This window comes from Streptomyces sp. M41(2017) (genome assembly GCF_002078175.1).
Lineage (GTDB): Bacteria > Actinomycetota > Actinomycetes > Streptomycetales > Streptomycetaceae > Streptomyces.
Genome location: NZ_MWFK01000002.1, coordinates 2,024,989 through 2,042,519, shown reverse-complemented (window position 1 = coordinate 2,042,519; position 17,531 = coordinate 2,024,989). Strand labels below are relative to the sequence as shown.

At 71.8% G+C, this 17,531-nt stretch carries 16 protein-coding genes; 5 read left to right on the top strand and 11 right to left on the bottom strand.

What is annotated here, in order from left to right; genetic code table 11:
- Positions 1–29: 29 nt before the first annotated feature.
- On the bottom strand, positions 30–1,052 hold the full coding sequence (locus B0675_RS34805) for a lytic polysaccharide monooxygenase (protein WP_081223582.1): 1,023 nt from the start codon (positions 1,050–1,052) through the stop codon (positions 30–32).
- Between the two features lie 245 nt (positions 1,053–1,297).
- On the opposite strand from B0675_RS34805, the gene B0675_RS34800 reads away from it, so the two are divergent.
- A complete protein-coding gene (locus B0675_RS34800; RefSeq protein WP_081224052.1) occupies positions 1,298–1,789 on the top strand; it encodes a GNAT family N-acetyltransferase in 492 nt (163 codons plus the stop codon).
- Positions 1,790–1,821: 32 nt separating this feature from the next.
- Here B0675_RS34800 and B0675_RS42490 read toward each other — a convergent pair whose 3' ends face one another.
- Positions 1,822–1,956 carry a hypothetical protein gene (locus B0675_RS42490; RefSeq protein WP_266612465.1) on the bottom strand — a complete coding sequence of 45 codons (135 nt, stop codon included), beginning with the start codon at positions 1,954–1,956 and terminating at the stop codon, positions 1,822–1,824.
- A gap of 181 nt (positions 1,957–2,137) precedes the next feature.
- Between B0675_RS42490 and B0675_RS34795 the strand changes: the two genes are divergently transcribed.
- Entirely contained in the window at positions 2,138–2,770 is a 633-nt protein-coding gene (locus B0675_RS34795) for a class I SAM-dependent methyltransferase (protein ID WP_081223581.1), read from the top strand.
- A 128-nt stretch (positions 2,771–2,898) separates the two neighbouring features.
- On the opposite strand, the gene B0675_RS34790 is transcribed toward B0675_RS34795, so the two are convergent.
- Both B0675_RS34790 and B0675_RS34785 read right to left on the bottom strand, forming a co-directional pair.
- The gene (locus B0675_RS34790; RefSeq protein ID WP_081223580.1) at positions 2,899–3,399 is read right to left on the bottom strand and encodes a DUF402 domain-containing protein; all 501 of its coding nucleotides are present in this window, start codon (positions 3,397–3,399) and stop codon (positions 2,899–2,901) included.
- Positions 3,371–4,309, bottom strand: a complete 939-nt coding sequence (locus tag B0675_RS34785) for a GNAT family N-acetyltransferase (RefSeq protein ID WP_081223579.1) — start codon at positions 4,307–4,309, stop codon at positions 3,371–3,373. Before B0675_RS34785 ends, B0675_RS34790 begins: the two co-directional genes overlap by 29 nt.
- 70 nt (positions 4,310–4,379) lie before the next feature.
- Between B0675_RS34785 and B0675_RS34780 the strand changes: the two genes are divergently transcribed.
- The gene (locus B0675_RS34780; RefSeq protein ID WP_179165497.1) at positions 4,380–4,754 is read left to right on the top strand and encodes a GntR family transcriptional regulator; all 375 of its coding nucleotides are present in this window, start codon (positions 4,380–4,382) and stop codon (positions 4,752–4,754) included.
- Between the two features lie 47 nt (positions 4,755–4,801).
- Here the strand turns inward: B0675_RS34780 and B0675_RS34775 are convergent, their stop codons facing one another.
- Positions 4,802–5,896, bottom strand: a complete 1,095-nt coding sequence (locus tag B0675_RS34775; protein WP_081223577.1) for a DUF5925 domain-containing protein — start codon at positions 5,894–5,896, stop codon at positions 4,802–4,804.
- 165 nt (positions 5,897–6,061) lie between these two features.
- On the opposite strand from B0675_RS34775, the gene B0675_RS34770 reads away from it, so the two are divergent.
- Entirely contained in the window at positions 6,062–7,489 is a 1,428-nt protein-coding gene (locus B0675_RS34770) for a xylan 1,4-beta-xylosidase (RefSeq protein WP_081223576.1), read from the top strand.
- A gap of 91 nt (positions 7,490–7,580) precedes the next feature.
- Here B0675_RS34770 and B0675_RS34765 read toward each other — a convergent pair whose 3' ends face one another.
- From B0675_RS34765 to B0675_RS34745, 5 genes are all read right to left on the bottom strand, one after another.
- Complete coding sequence (locus B0675_RS34765; RefSeq protein WP_081223575.1) at positions 7,581–11,441, bottom strand: lipopolysaccharide biosynthesis protein; 3,861 nt, start codon at positions 11,439–11,441, stop codon at positions 7,581–7,583.
- On the bottom strand, positions 11,434–12,231 hold the full coding sequence (locus B0675_RS34760; RefSeq protein ID WP_081223574.1) for a polysaccharide deacetylase family protein: 798 nt from the start codon (positions 12,229–12,231) through the stop codon (positions 11,434–11,436). Before B0675_RS34760 ends, B0675_RS34765 begins: the two co-directional genes overlap by 8 nt.
- Positions 12,228–13,241: a glycosyltransferase family 2 protein gene (locus B0675_RS34755; RefSeq protein ID WP_081223573.1), complete on the bottom strand. Its 1,014-nt coding sequence runs from the start codon at positions 13,239–13,241 to the stop codon at positions 12,228–12,230. The genes B0675_RS34760 and B0675_RS34755 overlap by 4 nt, the downstream gene beginning before the upstream one ends.
- Positions 13,238–14,056 carry a glycosyltransferase family 2 protein gene (locus B0675_RS34750; protein ID WP_081223572.1) on the bottom strand — a complete coding sequence of 273 codons (819 nt, stop codon included), beginning with the start codon at positions 14,054–14,056 and terminating at the stop codon, positions 13,238–13,240. The genes B0675_RS34755 and B0675_RS34750 overlap by 4 nt, the downstream gene beginning before the upstream one ends.
- Positions 14,057–14,419: 363 nt before the next feature.
- Positions 14,420–14,827: a hypothetical protein gene (locus B0675_RS34745; protein ID WP_347110772.1), complete on the bottom strand. Its 408-nt coding sequence runs from the start codon at positions 14,825–14,827 to the stop codon at positions 14,420–14,422.
- A gap of 235 nt (positions 14,828–15,062) precedes the next feature.
- Here B0675_RS34745 and B0675_RS34740 point away from each other — a divergent pair, with 235 nt between their 5' ends.
- A complete protein-coding gene (locus B0675_RS34740; protein ID WP_081223570.1) occupies positions 15,063–15,869 on the top strand; it encodes an SGNH/GDSL hydrolase family protein in 807 nt (268 codons plus the stop codon).
- On the opposite strand, the gene B0675_RS34735 is transcribed toward B0675_RS34740, so the two are convergent.
- Positions 15,839–17,524: a serine/threonine-protein kinase gene (locus B0675_RS34735; RefSeq protein WP_081223569.1), complete on the bottom strand. Its 1,686-nt coding sequence runs from the start codon at positions 17,522–17,524 to the stop codon at positions 15,839–15,841. The genes B0675_RS34740 and B0675_RS34735 overlap by 31 nt on opposite strands.
- Positions 17,525–17,531: the final 7 nt, after the last annotated feature.

Here is a 17,531-nt window from a genome sequence, read left to right as displayed (position 1 = left end):
CCCCCGGAGTCCGTGGTCCGAGGCATGTCCTAGCGGCCGTGCCGGCCGCCCGGGGTCGCCCGGCGGCGCACCGACGCGAAGAGGGTCGCGGCGCCGAGCGCCAGGACGGCGGCACCGCCGACCGCGATGTACGGGGTGGTGGAATCGCCGCCGGTCTCGGCGAGGTTCGCGGAGGAACCGGCGGCCTCCGGCTGGTTCGCCGCGGCGTCCGCGGTGGTGTCCGTGTCCTCGGCGACGCCGGCGGCCTTCGCGCTCGCGCTCGCCGCCGGTTCGGCCGACGTACCGGCGTCGCCGTCGCCGTGACCGTGGTGCTCCACCGTCGACCTGTCGCTGCCGTCCGCGATCTGCTCGTCCGAGGGCGCGGAGGCGGTCGGCACCGGAGTGGTTCCGCCGCCCGCTCCCTTGCCGTCACCGCTGCCGCCGAACGCCACGTCGGAACACGAGTAGAAGGCCTCCGGGCTGTCCGAACGCTGCCAGACGGCGTACAGGAGCTGCTTGCCGGAACGCTCCGGGAGGCTGCCGGAGAAGCTGTAGAAGCCGTTCGAGGCGGTCGGGTCGGTCACCGTCGCGACGGGGTGCGCGAGATCGAGGTCCGCCCAGGCCAGCGGCTTGGACGGGTCGTAGCCGGACTTCGTGATGTACACCTTGAACGTGCCCTTGTGCTGCGCCGTCACCCGGTACCTGAAGGTGTACGCCCCGCTGCTCACGCCGGTCGCCGGCCAGTCGGAGCGCGCCAGGTCGAGCCCCTTGAACTCCTCGCTGTTGGCGCTGCACAGCTTGCCGTCCGGGATCAGCGCCTGGTGCTGCCCGTTCGCGTCACCGATGCGGATGCCGTTCCAGTCGTAGAGCGCCTGCGTGCCGCCCGCGGCGACCGCCGCCTTGCAGGCCGCCGACTTCGGGCTCTCCGGACCCTCCGCGTAACACTGGGACACCCGGCTCACCGGGTCCCCCATCGTGCCGTGCGCCGACGCGGGCGCGGCGGCCAGCGCGGACAGGGCGAGCGGGGCGATGCCGGCGGCGACGACAGCGGCGGCCTTGCGGCGTGCAGACATGCGGGAACTCCTCGAACGATCCTGATGCGGGGGGGCGAGCCCCGCACACCGTTCGTGCGGGGATCCCGTGGGGGTGATCAGAAACTAGCCCCAGGAATCCGTGAAATCGCCTGCTGGGGACGGGTGACGGGGATCCTTATGGCGCCGTTAAGGCGGGGCTAACGGGGGGCTCAGGAAGGGAGCGCGGGGCCCGGCCGGGCATCGGTGCGCCGCGGCCTGTGGGTAGCGTGCGGGGTATGACGGAGATGCCCGGGAGATCAGGCGGGTTCGGGGAGCCCGGAGAGCGGCTCGCGGCGTTCGGGGTGCGGCGTGCCGCTGCCGGTGACGTGGCGGCGGTGCGGGCCGTGATCGACGCCGCCTTCGAGCCGTACGTCGAGCGCATCGGCGTCGTGCCCGCGCCCATGGTGGCGGACCACGAGGCCGATGTGGCGGCAGGCCGGGTGTTCGTCACGGGGGAGCCGGTGACCGGACTCGTGGTCGTCGAGGAGCGGCCGGACCACCTGTACCTCGACATCGTCGCCGTGCGGCCCGACGCCCACGGCAGGGGCATCGGGGGACGACTGCTGCGGTTCGTCGACGCGCACGCGCGTGCTCGGGGACTGGACGAGGTCAGGCTCTGCACCAACGCGATGATGTGGGAGAACCAGAAGATCTACCCGAAGCTCGGGTACGAGGTCGTCGAGCGGCGCGTGGACGGGCCCTACGACCGCGTCCACTACCGCAAGCGCCTCGGCTGACAGGGGCCGCGCGCCGGTCCGGCGGGGCGGGCTCAGCCGTCCGGCCACCAGGTGCGCGCGATGTCCTTGCGGATCTCGGGGCGCGCGGCGGGACGTTCCTCGGCCTCGTCCCGTACACGGCGGGAGTCCGACTTCCTCAGGGGCTTCTGCACGGTCGCACGGCGCATGGCTGCCTCCTCGCGTCTACCGGATCCCGATGGTGTACGGAGGTAGACCTTTCGGGGGAGAGTTCCTCATCGGTGGCGATCTGTCTGTGGCGCCGGTCACGTCCTGCGCCGGCCGGTCCGCCCCGGCGGCCCCGCCGGACTGTCGGCCGGACTGTCAGTGGCGGCTGACACGATGGGACGCATGGTGAGCGACAGCGTGACGAATCCGGGGGCGGGCGTCGACTGGGACGCGGAGTCCGCCACGTTCGACGAGGAGCCCGACCACGGCCTGCGTGACCCGGCGGTCCGCGCGGCCTGGGCGGTCCGGCTGCGGACCTGGCTGCCGGACCGGCCGGGCGACCTGCTCGACGTGGGCTGCGGTACGGGAAGCCTGTCCCTCCTCGCGTCCGAGGAGGGACACCGCGTCACCGGGGTCGATCTCTCGCCCCGCATGATCGACCGTGCCAGAGCCAAGCTGGCCGGCCGTGACGCGGCGTTCCTCGTCGGTGACGCGGTGGCGCCCCCGGTCGGCGAGCAGCGGTACGACGTGCTCTTCTGCCGCCATGTGCTCTGGACCCTGCCCGCCCCCGAGCGCGTGCTGCGGCACTGGCGGGGGCTCCTGCGTCCGGGCGGCCGGCTCGTCCTCGTCGAGGGCGTCTGGGGGACCGTGCACCCGGTCGGGCTGTCCGCCGACCGGCTGACCGCCCTGCTCCGGCCGCTGGTCGCCGAGGCCGGCGAGGGCGCCGGGCTGCGCGTGGAGCCGCTGTCGGACGACGCGCGGCTGTGGGGCCACGAGGTCGACGACGAGAGGTTCGCCGTGGTGGCCACCTTCTGACCCCGGGCGACACGGCCCGCCCGGCACCCGACCGGCCCCGGCACCCGACCGGCCCCGGCACCCGACCGGCCCCGGGAGCCGACGGCACCGGCGCTCCGAAGAGGCGGCCGGTGCCCGGCGGAACCCGCCTACTCCAGCAGCGCTTCGAAACCGCCCTCGCGGGCCAGGCGTTCGAGGTCGTCCAGGGCCTTCTCGGCGGCGAGCGCCGCCGCCGGGTCGGTGGCCGCCAGGCCGCTCTCCGCGAACTCGTCCTCGTCCAGCCGCAGGACCTGCGTGCCGTCGGCCGAGCGCCACAGGTCCAGGTCGAGGTCCTCGACCACCAGGCGCCCCTCGGACACGGTGGCGGGCCGCGTGACGTCGCAGTACCAGCCCTTCCGCACGCCCGCCGCGTCCCGGACCTCCTTCACCGCGTACCACCGGTCCCGCCAGTAGTACTCGGTGAAGACGTCACCCCGCTCGAACCGTACGAAGCCGAAGTCCCGGGCGGTGTCGCCGGCCCAGGGAGCGCGCACCACGACCCGCGTCCCGTCGTCGGCGAGCAGCTCCGCCGGGTAACTGATCTTCGTACGGCCCGCCTTGACGAGCACGATCTCCACCGGGTCAGGAGCCCCCGCCGAGTTCGTGGACATACTTCACCTCCGTGGCGCACACCTCGTAGCCGAACCACTTGTTGATCGCGAGCATCGGCCCGTTGTCCGTGTCGTTGCCGGTGAACGCCTCCCGGAAGCCGGCCGCGCGGGCGCGGTGCAGGGAGTGGTTCTTGGCGAGCTTGGCGAGACCGCGGCCCCGGAAGGCACGGGCGGTGCCCGTCATCACCGTGCCGTAGCGGGTGCCGCCGTCGGTGCGGGCCGCGCTGAACGCCGCCGGCCGGCCGTCCACCAGAGCGACGGACGTCAGCTCGTGGTCGAGGAGCGGATGACGCCAGGTCTCCTCCAGCCAGGCCTCGTAGTCCGTGAACTCCCGGTCGACGTCGCTGGGTTCGTCGAGGAGCGTCTCCGCGTCCAGGACGAACAACGGCCGCGGATCGTCCGCGAAGTCCGCCCCGCTGCGCACCTCGACGCCGGGGGGCGGGGACTGGAGCGGCGGCAGCTCGCCGTTCGCCAGGTCGAGGCGGAGGAAATGCGCGGAACGGGCCGAGCGGTAGCCGCGCTTCTCCGCGAAGGCACGGTTCGCGGGCGCGTCCAGCACCCAGGCGAACAGCCTGGTCGCGCCCAGGGCGGCGAGCCGCTCCTCCGCGGAGCGCACCAGCAGCGACCCCGCGCCGCGGCCCGTCCGCTCCGGGTGCACATAGACGTTGACGTAGCCCTGCCCCGGCTCGGGGCTGTCGTACACGATGCCCACCTGCGCGGTGCCGACCGGCTCGCCGTCCTCCAGGGCCAGCAACGGCCGGTAGTGCGCGTCGGGATGGGCGTGCTCGATGTCGTAGGCGATGGACTGCGGGGTGAAGAGCACGAAGGGGAGAGCCTCGTGACGGATGCGCGCGAAGCTCGCGGCGTCCACCGGGTCCCCGCGACGCACCTCACGGATGATCAGTGTCATGGCAGCGAACGCTACGGGCAGGCCGTGTGCGGATGCCTCCCCTTTTCCCCGGGTGCGGGACAATCGCCGGGTGACCCTGAAGATCCACATCGCAGAGGGGGCCGCGCCGTACGAGCAGGTGCGCGCCCAGATTTCCGAGCAGGCCAGGTCCGGTGCGCTGCCGGTCGGCCACAAGCTGCCCACGGTGCGGGGGCTGGCCGAGTCGCTCGGCCTCGCGGCCAACACCGTCGCCAAGGCCTACCGGGCCCTCGAATCGGACGGGGTGATCGAGACGCGCGGCCGCAACGGGACGTTCGTGGCCGCCGCCGGGGACGCCGCGGCGCAGCAGGCGGCGGCGGCCGCGCAGGCCTACGCCGACCGGGCGCACCGCCTCGGACTGACCGAGACCGCCGCGCTGGCCGCCGTACGGGACGCCCTGCGGGCGGCGTTCGAGGGGGACTCCTAGAACGCGGAGCGCTCGGAGCGCCCTGGGCGCCGAAGCCTGCGCCGCCCTTACAGGTACAGCCCGGCGTCCGCGCCCTCACGCTGGTCCGGGACCGAAGTCGGTGTCGTGCCGCGGCGCAGCGCGTACAGCTCGGCGAGGGTCGCGCCCTCGCGCGGGACGCCCTCGTCGGTGCCGAGCCAGCCGACCGACTCCCGGCGGGTCAGCGGTCCGACCTCGATACGGGCGAGACAGCGGCCGGGGCGGACCACGGCGGGGTGCAGACGCTCCAGGTCCTCGTTCGTCGTGACGCCCACCAGGACGTTGCGGCCCTGGCCGAGCAGTCCGTCGGTGAGGTTGAGCAGCCGGGACAGGGCCTGGCCCGCCGTGTGCTTCGCCTCGCCGCGGATCAGCTCGTCGCAGTCCTCCAGCAGGAGCAGCCGCCAGCGTCCCTTGCCGGTGCCGTCCTCCTCGCCGATCGCGATGTCCATCAGATAGCCGACGTCGGAGAAGAGCCGCTCGGGGTCCAGCACACAGTCCACCTGGCACCAGTCGCGCCAGGAACGGGCCAGGGTGCGCAGGGCGGACGTCTTGCCGGTGCCCGGCGGACCGTGCAGGAGCAGCAGCCGGCCCGCGATGTCCTCGGGGGTCGTCTTCATCAGGCCGTCCATCGCGTCCGCGACCGGCGCCGTGTAGTTGGCGCGGACCTCCTCCCACGTCCCGGCGGAGATCTGCCGGGTGGTGCGGTGCGGGCCGCGGCGCGGCGACACGTACCAGAAGCCCATCGTCACGTTCTCCGGCTGCGGCTCGGGCTCGTCCGTGGCACCGTCCGTCGCCTCGTTCAGCACCTTCTCGGCAAGCTCGACGCTCGTCGCGGTCACGGTGACGTCGGCGCCCCTGTTCCAGCGCGACACCAGAAGGGTCCAGCCGTCACCCTCGGCGAGCGTCGCGCTGCGGTCGTCGTCCCGCGCGGAGCGCAGCACCCGGGCGCCGGGCGGGAGCAGGGTGGCTCCGGACCGGACACGGTCGATGTTCGCGGCGTGCGAGTGCGGCTGCTCGCCCGTCGCGAAGCGACCGAGGAACAGCGCGTCGACGACGTCCGACGGCGAATCGCTGTCGTCGACGTTGAGCCTGATCGGCAGAGCGTCGTGTGGGTTCGCAGACATGCCGCCATGATCCGTCACCCGGGCGTCCCATGCACCCGGTTTCCGCAGTGCGTCGCGTGTGTCGCGTGGGTCCCGCTCTTCCGGTGTATCCCTTCCATCCTGTTACAGGGCTGTACGACGACAGACCTGTCGCGCGCCCGATTCCCCCCGTTACTGTTGCCCATGATGGGACGTCATGGGTGGAATTCGGGGGAACGACGGTGGCGCCTGACCGCGCTGCTCGGCGTGGGCGCGGCCGTACTCGCCCTGGTCGTGACACTGCTCAACACCCTGCCGGGGGACGGCGGGAGCACCGCGGGCACCACCCGCGACGGGGACAAGGTGCACGGCACGCCGGTCACCCCGCCGCAGACGCCCCGCCCCGACGTGGGCTGGGGGTTCACCCACACCCAGTACAGCGCCGACGAGGGCGACGACGCGGCCACCGAGCGGGTCGAGGGACTGCTGGGCCGTGACGAGGTGTCGCTGCCGCAGAACCAGCACATCATGGGCTGGGGTGCGGGCAACCCCGAACCGTCCAAGGGACGTTACGACTTCTCCGAGATGGACAGCCGCGTCGACTTCGTCCGCAGGTCCGGCGGCACCCCGGTCGTGACGCTGTGCTGCTCCCCGGACTGGATGAAGGGCGGCGAGGCCGGCGCGGACCGCACGAACTGGAGCCAGGCCTCCCTGGAGACGGCCCCGGAGCCGTCGCACTTCGCGGACTTCGCCGCGCTCGCCGCGACGGTCGCCCGCCGCTACCCCGACGTACGCCACTTCATCGTCTGGAACGAGTTCAAGGGCTTCTGGAACGACCGTGAGGGCCGCTGGGACTACGAGGGCTACACCAAGCTCTACAACCTGGTCTACAAGGCGCTGAAGAAGGTGGACAAGGACATCATGGTGGGCGGCCCCTACCTCGTGATGGACAGCTTCGACCCGCGCCAGACGCAGGACGCGTCCACGACGGTGAAGGGACCGTGGGGCGCGATGGACCAGCGGGTCCTCGACGCCTTCACCTACTGGAACGAGCACAAGGCGGGCGCCGACTTCGTCGTCGTGGACGGCTCCAGCTACACCAACGACGACGAGACGCTGCCCGACGAGTTCGCGGCCACCGACAAGTTCACGGCCGTCGGCAGATGGCTGCGCGGGCAGACGCACGGCCTGCCGCTGTGGTGGGCCGAGTACTACGTCGAACCGGCCGACTCCACGGACGAGCGCAAGGGCTGGTCCGAGACCCGCCGCGTCGCGGTCCAGGCGAGCGGCATGATCGCGATGGTGCGGGGCGGGGCCTCCTCCGGCTTCTACTGGAACCCGGAGAAGGAGAAGGGCGCCGGCTGCCCCGGCTGCCTCTGGACCCCGACCGGCACCGCCGGTGGCGGCCGGGACCTGCCCATGTACGACCTGATCTCCCGTTTCGGCAAGGCGTTCCCGCCGGGCACGGCCTACGCGAAGGTGTCCGTCGCCGCGGACGACGTGCCGAACGTGCGGGTCCTCGCCACCGACCGGACCGTCCTCGTCGTGAACACGCGGGACCGGTCGATCAGCGCCAAGGTCGACGGGAAGCGGTTCGAACTGGGCGCGTACGCGGTGAAGTGGCTCAGCCGCTGACCGCGCGGGCCGACGGCACCCGGACCCGAGGAAGTGGCCGGGCCGGCGTACCGGCCCGGCCACTTCGGCCGCACGCACCGCTCCGGGGCCGCTACTTCATCGTCAGGAATCGCTGCACCAGCGAGGCCAGCAGGACCGCCAGCAGGGGCAGGGAGAACCAGAAGCTGCTCTGCACCCACCGCAGTTGCCGCACGCCGGGCCGCACCGCCACCCGTACGACCTCCCGTGCCGTCAGCAGCACGACGAGGGCGATCGCGGAGAGACCGCCGACGACCGACCACGGCGTCCACGTCACCTGCGGTCCGATCGGCCCCGGCTCGGCCCGCGGGACCGTGCCCTCCGGCCGTACACGCAGCGCGTACATCGTCACGTCGTCGTTGACCAGGACCTTCCTCAGCTCCGGCCGTTCGTCGAGATGGGTGATCAGCCGCGTCTCCCACGTCGCCGAGTAGCCCACGTCCAGCTGCAGGTAGACCACCTGACTGCGGTTGATCATCAGATACGAGTTCGGCCCCGCGTCCTTGAGCGCCTTGACGAGCCCGGACACCAGCACCGGGTCGGCGGGCGCGAGCGTGGGGACGTACTGCACCTTCTCCATGTCCTTGGCGCCCCAGGGCATGGCGGGTGTCACGTTGTCGACCGTGTCGTTGCTCAGCCACAGCAGCCGGGCCGTCGGATCGTCGTGCGCGTACACGTAGTCCATGGCCGTGACCTCGCCCGGCCGGATCCGCTCGAACGACTCGTTGCCCCAACGGGCCACCAGGAACCCGCCCATGAGGAGCAGGCCCGCCATCAGCGCGGCGACCGGGGCGAGACTCAGCCGGTCCTTCTCCCGTTCCTTCGCGGTGATCCCGGTGCGCGGGAAGAGGGCCAGTCCGGCGAGCAGCGCGGCACCCGGCACGGCGAACATGAAGACGCGCAGCGCCATCTCACCGCCGTAGGACTGCATGCCGAAGCCGAGGAACGGGACGAAGGTCAGGACGAGCAGGGACCGCTCGCGGTACCGGTGCTCACGCCGCCGCCACCAGCCCCAGCAGGCGAAGGCCATCATGCCGCCGGCGAGCAGGACCCGGGTGTACAGCACGAGCTTGTGCGTCGAACTGCCGCCCTGGATACGGCCGGAGACCGACGTCGACACATTGCTGCCGACGCCCCCGACCCCGCCGAACAGGTCGTCGAAGTGGCCCGACCAGTACGGCTCGGCCATGAACCCGACCCAGGCGGCGACCAGCACGGCGAACAGGATGGGCAGACCGCGCAGTTCGGAGCGGCCGACGAGGACGAGGACCGCGAGAACGCCCAGCATGACGAACGGGGTGAGCTGATGCGCCGGCACGGTGGCCGCGAACAGCCCGATCAGCACCATCAGGAGCACGGCCCGCTGCCGCCGGTCCGTCGGCTCGACCTCCGCCTCGCCCGGCCGCCGCTTCGTCCACAGCACCCGCGGCGCCCGGAACCACACGAGCAGGATCGCCACGAACACCAGGTACAGCAGGTAGGTGAAGCCCTGCGGTGAGAAGTAGTCCTGGCCGACCCAGCCGCACAGCGTGAAGAACCAGATCCCCGTCCACTTGGCGCGCCAGCCGGCCCGCATCGACCGGACCAGCAGGAACATCGGTGCCAGGTAGAGGAGTTGGACGGCCGTCGGCCACCAGCGGATGACCTCGGACAGATCGGAGACCCCGCACGCCTTCGCGGCGAACGCGGCCACCGCGAAGAAGCCCGGCCAGCTCCAGCGGGCGTCCAGGTCCGGCACGGCGGACCCGGTGCGGTCGATGTAGTCGAGGAAGCCGAGGTGCTGCCAGGCGGTCGCGAACCGCGGCTCGGTCTCGATGACCGCCGGGAGCGCGTGCAGCGACACCACGGTGGCGAGCAGCGTGACCAGCAGCAGCCCCCGGTGCTCGCGTTTCATCCAGAGCAGCGAGCTGAACACCGTGACCAGCAGGGCCGCGCCGATCAGCGTCGGCAGCGGGAGCACCGAGATCAATCCCAGGCCGCCCATGTCCGCGAGCGACGCGTCGTCGAGGCCGACCGCGGGGACCCAGTAGAGCAGGAGCGCCGAGACCAGCAGGAAGCCGAGGACGACACCGGGTCGCGACGGGCGCCGGACGCGCTCACGCCAGGACGGGGGAGGCACGTCCGGTGGTTCCCGGTCCTCCGCCGTCCCGGCCGCCGCGACCGGTTCCGCCGACGCGACCTCCGCCGAGGCGGTCCGCACGTCGGACCCCCCGCCGTCGGGCCCCTCCGTGTCGAACGGGGCGTCGACCTCCGGCACCTCCACCGGACCCAACGATGCCTCCGAACCCGGCTCGCGCGCCTCCACGGGCAGCCCCACGGACGGCTGCCGCCGCGCCCAGGCGGGGCGGCGCTCCGCGCCCGTCCCGGTGCGCGCCGAGGGGGTGCCGGTCGGCGGCGTGCCCGGCCCGGGGCGCACGTCCGGACGGCGTTCCAGGTGGTCGAGGTCGATGTGCAGGCGCAGGGCCAGGGTGTCCGAGTCGAGCGCCCGGACCGGGCCACGCTTCGGATCGTGCGACGGGACGGCGTCGCGCGGTCCCAGGTCGGCGAGGTCCCCGTCCGGTGCCGCGTCCGCCGGCGGGGCGACGGGCGGCGCGGTCCGCACGATCCGGAACAGCCTGGGTGCCGCGATCGTCACGATCACGGCGAGGCTGGAGATCTCCGCGACCCCCGCGCCCGTCAGCCCCATGCGGGGCAGCAGGATCACCGTGAGGCCGAGCACCAGCAGACACAACAGGCCTTGGAGATAGGCCAGTCCGGATGTACGGCTCTGTGCGCGCAGCACGGCGAAGTAGGTCTCCATGACCACCCGCAGCAGCGCGCCGACGGCGAACCAGCGCAGCAGCGGCGTCGCCGCGTGCGCGTACCCGGCGCCGAAGACGTGCAGAATGTACGGCGCACCGAGGAACAGCAGGCCGCACACCGGCAGCATGATCCGGGCCATGCGTTTGAGCGCGGCCCGCGTGTTGGCGGCCAGCCGCGCCGGATCGTGCGACCCCTCCACCGTCAGCGAGGCGCCCATGTTGATGGCGAGCAGGTTGACCGTGCCGCCTATGGTCGTGGTGATGTAGAAGTACGCGTTGTCGGTGGAACTGACCTGCGAGGCCACGATCACCGGCACGAGGTAGACGACCGCGAGCGAGAACAGCGACCCGGTGTAGTCACCGGCCAGGAACCGCCCGATCTCCTTCAGGGTGGGCGGCTCGGTGCGGGTCTCCGTCGCCTTCACGTGCCGGGGCACCAGCCGGCGGAACACCAGGATTCCGAGCGGCACCACCGACAGGGCGATCGCGGCGACCCAGGAGACGAAGACGCCCGAGGTCGGGATCGCTGCGGCGAGACCGATGAGCAGGGCCAGCTTCACCGCGGAGAAGACGGTGTTGCCCACCGGCACCCACAGCGCGCTGCGCAGCCCCGTCAGCACCCCGTCCTGGAGCGTCAGCAACGACCAGGCGACCACCGCCAGCACGAAGAACGTGCCGTGCAGCGGCCCGTGCAGGAAGCGGTACGACGGCCCCCACAGGTTCAGGGTGAGCAGGAAGATCCCGGCGGCGACCGCCACGACCATCGAACTGCCCGCGTACGTACGGAAGATGAGGCGGGCGGTGGCGCGTCCCGCGACGGGGATGAAGCGGGCGAGGGCGCCGGTCAGTGTCACCGCGGTGACACCCGCGAGGAGCTTCATCGCGGCGATGGCGGCGGAGCCCTGGCCGACGGCCGACTCGGTGTAGTACCGGGCGGCGATCAGCCAGTACCCGAGGCCCAGCACCGCGGAGATCCCGGTGTTGAGCATCAGCGCGTAGGCGTTGCGGAACAGCGGACTGCCGCCTCCGCCCGTGCGGCCGGTGCCGGGCAGACGGAGACGGCGGGCCGGACGCTGCTCGCGGGCCTCGGGCGCGGTGGTCGAGGCCTGGGCTGTGGTGGTCGTGTCAGACACGGGAACGGATGGCCTTCCGGCGGACCTGTCGTGCTCTTCGGACCATGGCGTACCCCTTGGTGAGGGCGCGGTCCCGGGCGAAGGTGCGGGCGATCGAACGGCCTTCGACCAGCCGCTCGAACTCCTCGATACCGGTCGTGCGGCGCACGGTGACGCGTTGCAGGGCGTAGGGGCCCTGGCGGCGGCGGGCGAGGCCGTTGCCGACGGCGAGCGACTGGGTGAACCCGGCCGCCCGCACCGAACGCCGCACCCGTGCGCTGGAGTAGCCGTAGGGGTACGCGAACGAGGCCGGGAAAGCGCCCAGTTCGCCCGCGATGATCTCCCGGCAGCGCAGCAGCTCGAACCGGAGCGTGTCGTCCGTGATCTGGTCGAGCTGCGGATGGGTGTGGCTGTGCCCGCCGATCTCCACCTGCTCCCCGGCGAGCGCGCGCACCTGGTCCCAGTCGAGCATGGAGTCGAGACCGCCCCCGGTGTCGTACGCGCCTCTGATCCACCCCGTGGACACGAAGAGGGTCGACGCGAAGCCGTACTTGGCGAGGGCGGGCAGGGCGTGCCGGTGCACGCCCTCGTAGCCGTCGTCGAAGGTGATCAGGACGGGGCGTGCGGGCAGCGGGACGCCCGAACGCCAGGCCGCCGCCAGCCGGGCGGTGCCGACCGGGGTGAACCCGCGGTCGTCGAGCAGTGCCATCTGCTCGGCGAACGCCTCGGGCGCGACGGACAGCGCCCGGGTCGCGGCGTTCGGCGTCCGAGCGACCGAGTGGTACATCAGGATCGGTACCGGTCCGCTCATGCCGCCGCCCCCTCGTCGTCCGGGACCACCTCGACCGCCGCGACGGGGACGACCGAGAACACGGCGCCGCTCCGGTGGGCCCGGACGCTTCCCGCGACATACCCGCCGGCCGCCGTCAGTACCCCGGCGACGATGGCTCCGGCGCGGCCCGCGCCGCCGGGACGGGCCAGGGCCGCGTCCCGCAGCCCGCGCAGCACCCCGACGGGCAGGACCCGGGTGCTGTAGCGACGCTCCGATTCGAGTCCCTTGCCGGCGCCCACACTTCGGGCGACCAGGGCTTTGGAGAGACCCTCGGCGTAGGCCCGGGTGCGGAAGTAGCGGAAGCGCTCGCGGACCGCGGGCACCCGGTGGTGGATGACCGCGCGATCGTCGATCAGCAGGACGGCGTCCGGCCGGGCGCGGGTGAGCCGGATGCACAGCTCCGTCTCCTCGCAGCCCAGGGGACGTCTGTCGCCGTCGCGGCCGATCCCGGTCGCGAAGCCGCCCGCCGCGTCGAACGCCGTGCGGCGGAAGGAGGCGTTGCCGCCGAGGACGTTGCGGACCCGGACCCGGCCCGCCGGCAGGCCCTTGTACGTGCAGCCCACCACCCAGTCGAACTCCTCGGGGAACCAGGCCGGCCGGCGGCCCGACGCCCAGACCGGCATCGTACGGCCGCCGACGGCCATCACCCGCGGGTCGGTGTAGCCCTCGGCGAGATGCCGCAGCCAGTCCCGTTCGGCGACGGCGTCGTCGTCGAGGAAGGCGATGACGCAGCCGTGCGAGGCCGCGATCCCGGTGTTGCGGCCGGCGGACAGACCGCGGGGGCCCGCGTTGGCGAGCACCCGCACGCCCTCGGTCTTCCTGTACTCCCCGGCCAGCCGCTCCAGCAGAACGGTGTTGTGGTCGACGACCAGCAGTGTCTCCAGGGCGGGCAGGGACTGCGCGCGCACCGAGGAGACCGCCGCGAGGATGTCCTCCCAGCGGTCCTCGGTGTACACGCAGATCACCACGGAGATGTCCCGCGTGCTCAAGACACCTCTCCCCGGCCGGAGTCGAGCTGGTGGGCGTGCGGCGTCCGGCGCAGCGCACGCCGGTTGGACCGCTCCTTGAGGATCACCTTGAGCACCCGGATCCCGTCCCGCACGGCCCGCAGATTGCTCGCGCCGTGGATGCGGAGGTACTCGTGGCTGGGTATCTCCTGCACCTTGAGGCCGGCCTTGACGACCCGGATGTTCATCAGGGTCTCGACCTCGAAGCCCGTGCAGTCGAGTTCGATCTTGTCGAGGCAGTGCCGCCAGAACGCGTTGTAGCCGTAGCAGAGATCGGTGTAGCGGGCGCCGAACTTGGCGTTGACGGTCGCGCAGAGCACACGGTTGCCGAGCTTGCGGATCGGCGTCATGTCGGACGTGCCGCCGCCGTTGGCGAACCGCGAGCCCTTGGCGAAGTCCGCCCCGGACACCAGCGCGGAGACGTACGAGACGATCTCGTGGCCGTCGGCCGAGCCGTCCGCGTCGACCATGACGATGATGTCGCCGGTGCACGCCGCGAAGCCGGTGATCAGCGCGTCGCCCTTGCCCCTGCCGAGCTGCTTGACGACCTTGACGTCCGGCCACAGCTCACGGGCGACCTCGACGGTGTCGTCCGTGGAGTTGCCGTCCACGAGGACCACTTCGTGGATCCAGGACGGCAGCGTCTTGAAGACGTACGGGAGATTCTCCGCCTCATTCATGGCGGGAATCACGACACTCACCGGTGGCGCGATGGCCAGGTGAGAGGAGATCGGCCGGTAGTTCGCGGCCACTAACGGATCGTCGCCCGAGATGGCTGGGCGCAGGACTGAGCTCATGAGTCTGGTCCCTCTCGTCCGGTGGACCGCCCGCCCCTGGGCGGTCCGTCTCTTTGTCCGGTTCGAAAGGGGGGTTACTCACTGACGGCATGCCGGAATGGATCTCCGTCCATGCCGGGTGAGCTGGCAAAACGTGCCGGCTCCGCATTGAGGAGCAGGCTGCGCGGCCCGACTCGGCATACGTCTGGTCACCGAGAACGGCACCCCCCAACCGCGCCCCGCGCCGGCTTCCATCGCGGTCCTGAGCCCTCCCCTGGAGCCGCTGATGATGGACCGATGCGGGTGAGATGTACGACGATATTGACGATTGCGCACGTATGGCAAGACCTGAAACGAGGCCTCACCTTTTTGTTGGTTTGACCGTTACCCAGTACCTCGAACGGATTTTCCCCATCCGTTTGAGGGTCCGTGGGTGCGCCGTCGGCGCACCAGTGTGAGCAGCAGAATCAGCGAACTGAGCGCCGTCACGGCGACGATGCCGCCGGGGACCGACCAGCGGTGCACGGCGAGCATGCCCTGCGCCACCAGCATGTTCAGGACGACGGCGCCGGCGACGGACGTGAGGACGCGGCCGAACGGGTCGAGTCCGCGCAGCGCGGCCCCGATCGAGGCCGACGGTGCGGCGAGCAGGAAGAAGAGCGTGAAAGGCCCGCGCAGCGGTGAGTTCGCGTCGGCGAGTGCGAGGAACGCGCCCACGGCCCCCACCGTGGTCGCGCCGCCCGCGAGCAGCGCCGGCAGATCCCTTCCCCTGGGCTGCCGAAGCCCCTTCACGGTGTCGGATGAGGATGCCTTGATCCGTAAGGTCTGCATTGGCGACTTTGCCCCCTGAAGCGCCGGATGCCGGGCTTCAATGTGGCGCAGCGCGTCCGGGGCCGTCAAGGCGCAAAGGGGGCGCGTTCGCGGGTTTCCTGACGCAGTGGCACAGAAGTTTTGGCATGAACACTTCCTGTCAATGCGCGTAGCTGGTACCAAAGTTGTGGCAGAGATCCTGCTAAAGGGAGGTTCCATGAGACGTTCCCGAATTACGGCATACGTGACCTCACTCCTCCTCGCCGTCGGCGTCACCCTCACCGGGGCGGCCACGGCGCAGGCACGAACGGCCGCCGCCACCGGCTATGTGGCCCTTGGTGACTCCTATTCGTCGGGAGTCGGCGCGGGGAGCTACACCAGCGAGAGCGGCGACTGCAAGCGCAGCACGAAGTCGTTCCCCTATCTCTGGAAGACCGCGCATTCACCCTCGTCGTTCGACTTCAAGGCCTGCTCGGGCGCTCGTACGGGTGATGTCACGGCGAACCAGCTCGGCCCCCTCACCTCCTCGACCGGCCTCGTCTCCATCAGCATCGGCGGCAACGACGCCGGCTTCTCGGACGTCATGACGACCTGCGTCCTGCAGTCCGAGAGCTCCTGCCTCTCGCGGATCGCCACCGCGAAGGCCTACGTCGACTCCACCCTCCCCGGCAACCTCAACTCCGTGTACTCGGCGATCCGCGCGAAGGCCCCGTCCGCCCATGTCGTCGTCCTCGGCTATCCCCGCTTCTACAAGCTCAACGGCAGCTGCCTGACCGGACTCTCGGAGACCGAACGGTCCGCCATCAACGGCGCGGCCGACTACCTGGACAGCGCGATCGCGGCCCGCGCCGCCGCCTACGGATTCACCTTCGGTGACGTCCGGGGCACCTTCACGGGCCACGAGATCTGCTCCAGCAGCGTCTGGCTGCACAGCCTGAACTGGCTGGACATCGGCGAGTCGTACCACCCGACCGCGGCCGGACAGTCCGGCGGCTACCTCCCCGTCTTCGGCGGAGCGGTCTGAACTCTCCGGCCTTCCTGAGGTGATGCGGAAGCGGAGGCCCCGTCGCTCGGGGTCTCCGTCGCACACGTGATCGTGAACGGCACCGCGTCGGACGTCGCCCGCACCGGGCTCCGGACCTCCACGCTGATCCTGTTGGCGAACTCCCCGCTCGTGTCGTAGGTCGTCGCCACCACCGTCGTCTGCCGCGTCCTGCCGCCGCCCGCGGGGAACGAGAGTGTCTTCCAGCTCTTGTCGGTCACCTCGCCGGTCTCCGTGACCCATCGGTACTGGACGTCCACCGGCACCCGCCCGACCGTGAAGGTCGCCGTGAACGAGGGTGCCTGGGTGCCGGGCGGCGGACACGCCCCCGTGTAGTCGGTGTGCCGGCCCGACACCGTCACCCGCACCGACTGGGCCGGCGGGGCGGTCGTCGCTCCTCCGCCCGTGGGGGCGCTCGCGGCGGAACTCCCGCTCGCGGTGGGGCTCGTCGCGTCGCTCCCGCTGTGACTCCTCCCGCCGTCCGACGCGCCGCTGTTGCCGCTGCCGCCTCCGTCGGTGGTGCTCCGTCCTTCGGTCCCGCCGGTATCGCCGTTCCCACCGCCGTGGTCGCTCAGCGCGTACGTCAGCCCGCCGACGGCGAGCGCGAGCGCGGCCGCGCCGGCGATGAGGACGAAGGCCGCCGGGCGGCGACGGTGCGGCTCCGCGGTGGGAGCCGTCGAGGACGCCGTCACCGGAGGCGGACCGAATCCTCCCGACGGTGTCGGCGGCCCCGGGGACGGCTGGTGGAACGCGGCGATCGTGGGGGTGTCGGAGGGCGCCGGCGGACCGACGGCCCGCGTGGGTGTCCTGCCGCCCTCGGCGACCGCGCGCAGTTCCGCCTCGGCCGCGGCGGCGCTCGTCCGCCCGGCGGGATCCTTGGCCAGCAGCCCTTCGATCACGGGGGTGAGCGGACCCGCCCGGCGAGGCGCGGGCAACGGCTCGTCCACGATGGCCCGCAAGGTGCTCAGCGGAGTGTTCTGCCGGAAGGGAGAGTTGCCCTCGACCGCCGCGTACAGCAGCACGCCGAGCGACCAGAGGTCCGACTCCGGTCCCGGTGTCCGCCCCAACGCCCGCTCCGGAGCCAGGAATTCGGGCGATCCGATGACCTCGCCCGTCATGGTCAGCGCGGAGCTGCCCTCGACGGTGGCGATGCCGAAGTCCGTCAGCACGACCCGGCCGTCGTTCGACATCAGGACGTTGGCCGGCTTCACGTCGCGGTGCAGCACCCCCGCGGCGTGCGCGGCCCGCAGCGCGGACAGCACCTCGGCGCCGATGCCGGCGACCCGTCGTGGCGCCAACGGTCCCTCGGCGTCCAGCAGATCGGAGAGCGCGATGCCCCGGACCAGTTCCATCACGATCCAGGGCCGGCCGTCCTGGGTGGCCACGTCGTACACGGTGACCACGTTGTGGTTCGAGATACGGGCGGCCGCCCACGCCTCGCGTTCCAGGCGGGCGTACATCCGCTCGATCTCGGACCCGGCCAGTCCGGCCGGGGCGCGGACCTCCTTGACGGCCACCTCGCGCTGCAGCACCTCGTCGCGGGCGCGCCACACCGTGCCCATTCCGCCCTCGCCCAGGGGCGAGAGCAGGCGGTAGCGACCCGCGATCACACGCTCACTGCCCGGATCTTCGGACACGTGCGTC

What these genes read in the sequence shown, in the direction of transcription:
- B0675_RS34805 (WP_081223582.1), bottom strand. Translation starts at nt 1,052, where the DNA reads ATGTCTGCACGCCGCAAGGCCGCCGCTGTCGTCGCCGCCGGCATCGCC.
- B0675_RS34800 (WP_081224052.1), top strand. Translation starts at nt 1,298, where the DNA reads ATGCCCGGGAGATCAGGCGGGTTCGGGGAGCCCGGAGAGCGGCTCGCG.
- B0675_RS42490 (WP_266612465.1), bottom strand. Translation starts at nt 1,956, where the DNA reads ATGCGCCGTGCGACCGTGCAGAAGCCCCTGAGGAAGTCGGACTCCCGC.
- B0675_RS34795 (WP_081223581.1), top strand. Translation starts at nt 2,138, where the DNA reads ATGGTGAGCGACAGCGTGACGAATCCGGGGGCGGGCGTCGACTGGGAC.
- B0675_RS34790 (WP_081223580.1), bottom strand. Translation starts at nt 3,399, where the DNA reads ATGTCCACGAACTCGGCGGGGGCTCCTGACCCGGTGGAGATCGTGCTC.
- B0675_RS34785 (WP_081223579.1), bottom strand. Translation starts at nt 4,309, where the DNA reads ATGACACTGATCATCCGTGAGGTGCGTCGCGGGGACCCGGTGGACGCC.
- B0675_RS34775 (WP_081223577.1), bottom strand. Translation starts at nt 5,896, where the DNA reads ATGTCTGCGAACCCACACGACGCTCTGCCGATCAGGCTCAACGTCGAC.
- B0675_RS34770 (WP_081223576.1), top strand. Translation starts at nt 6,062, where the DNA reads ATGGGACGTCATGGGTGGAATTCGGGGGAACGACGGTGGCGCCTGACC.
- B0675_RS34760 (WP_081223574.1), bottom strand. Translation starts at nt 12,231, where the DNA reads ATGAGCGGACCGGTACCGATCCTGATGTACCACTCGGTCGCTCGGACG.
- B0675_RS34750 (WP_081223572.1), bottom strand. Translation starts at nt 14,056, where the DNA reads ATGAGCTCAGTCCTGCGCCCAGCCATCTCGGGCGACGATCCGTTAGTG.
- B0675_RS34740 (WP_081223570.1), top strand. Translation starts at nt 15,063, where the DNA reads ATGAGACGTTCCCGAATTACGGCATACGTGACCTCACTCCTCCTCGCC.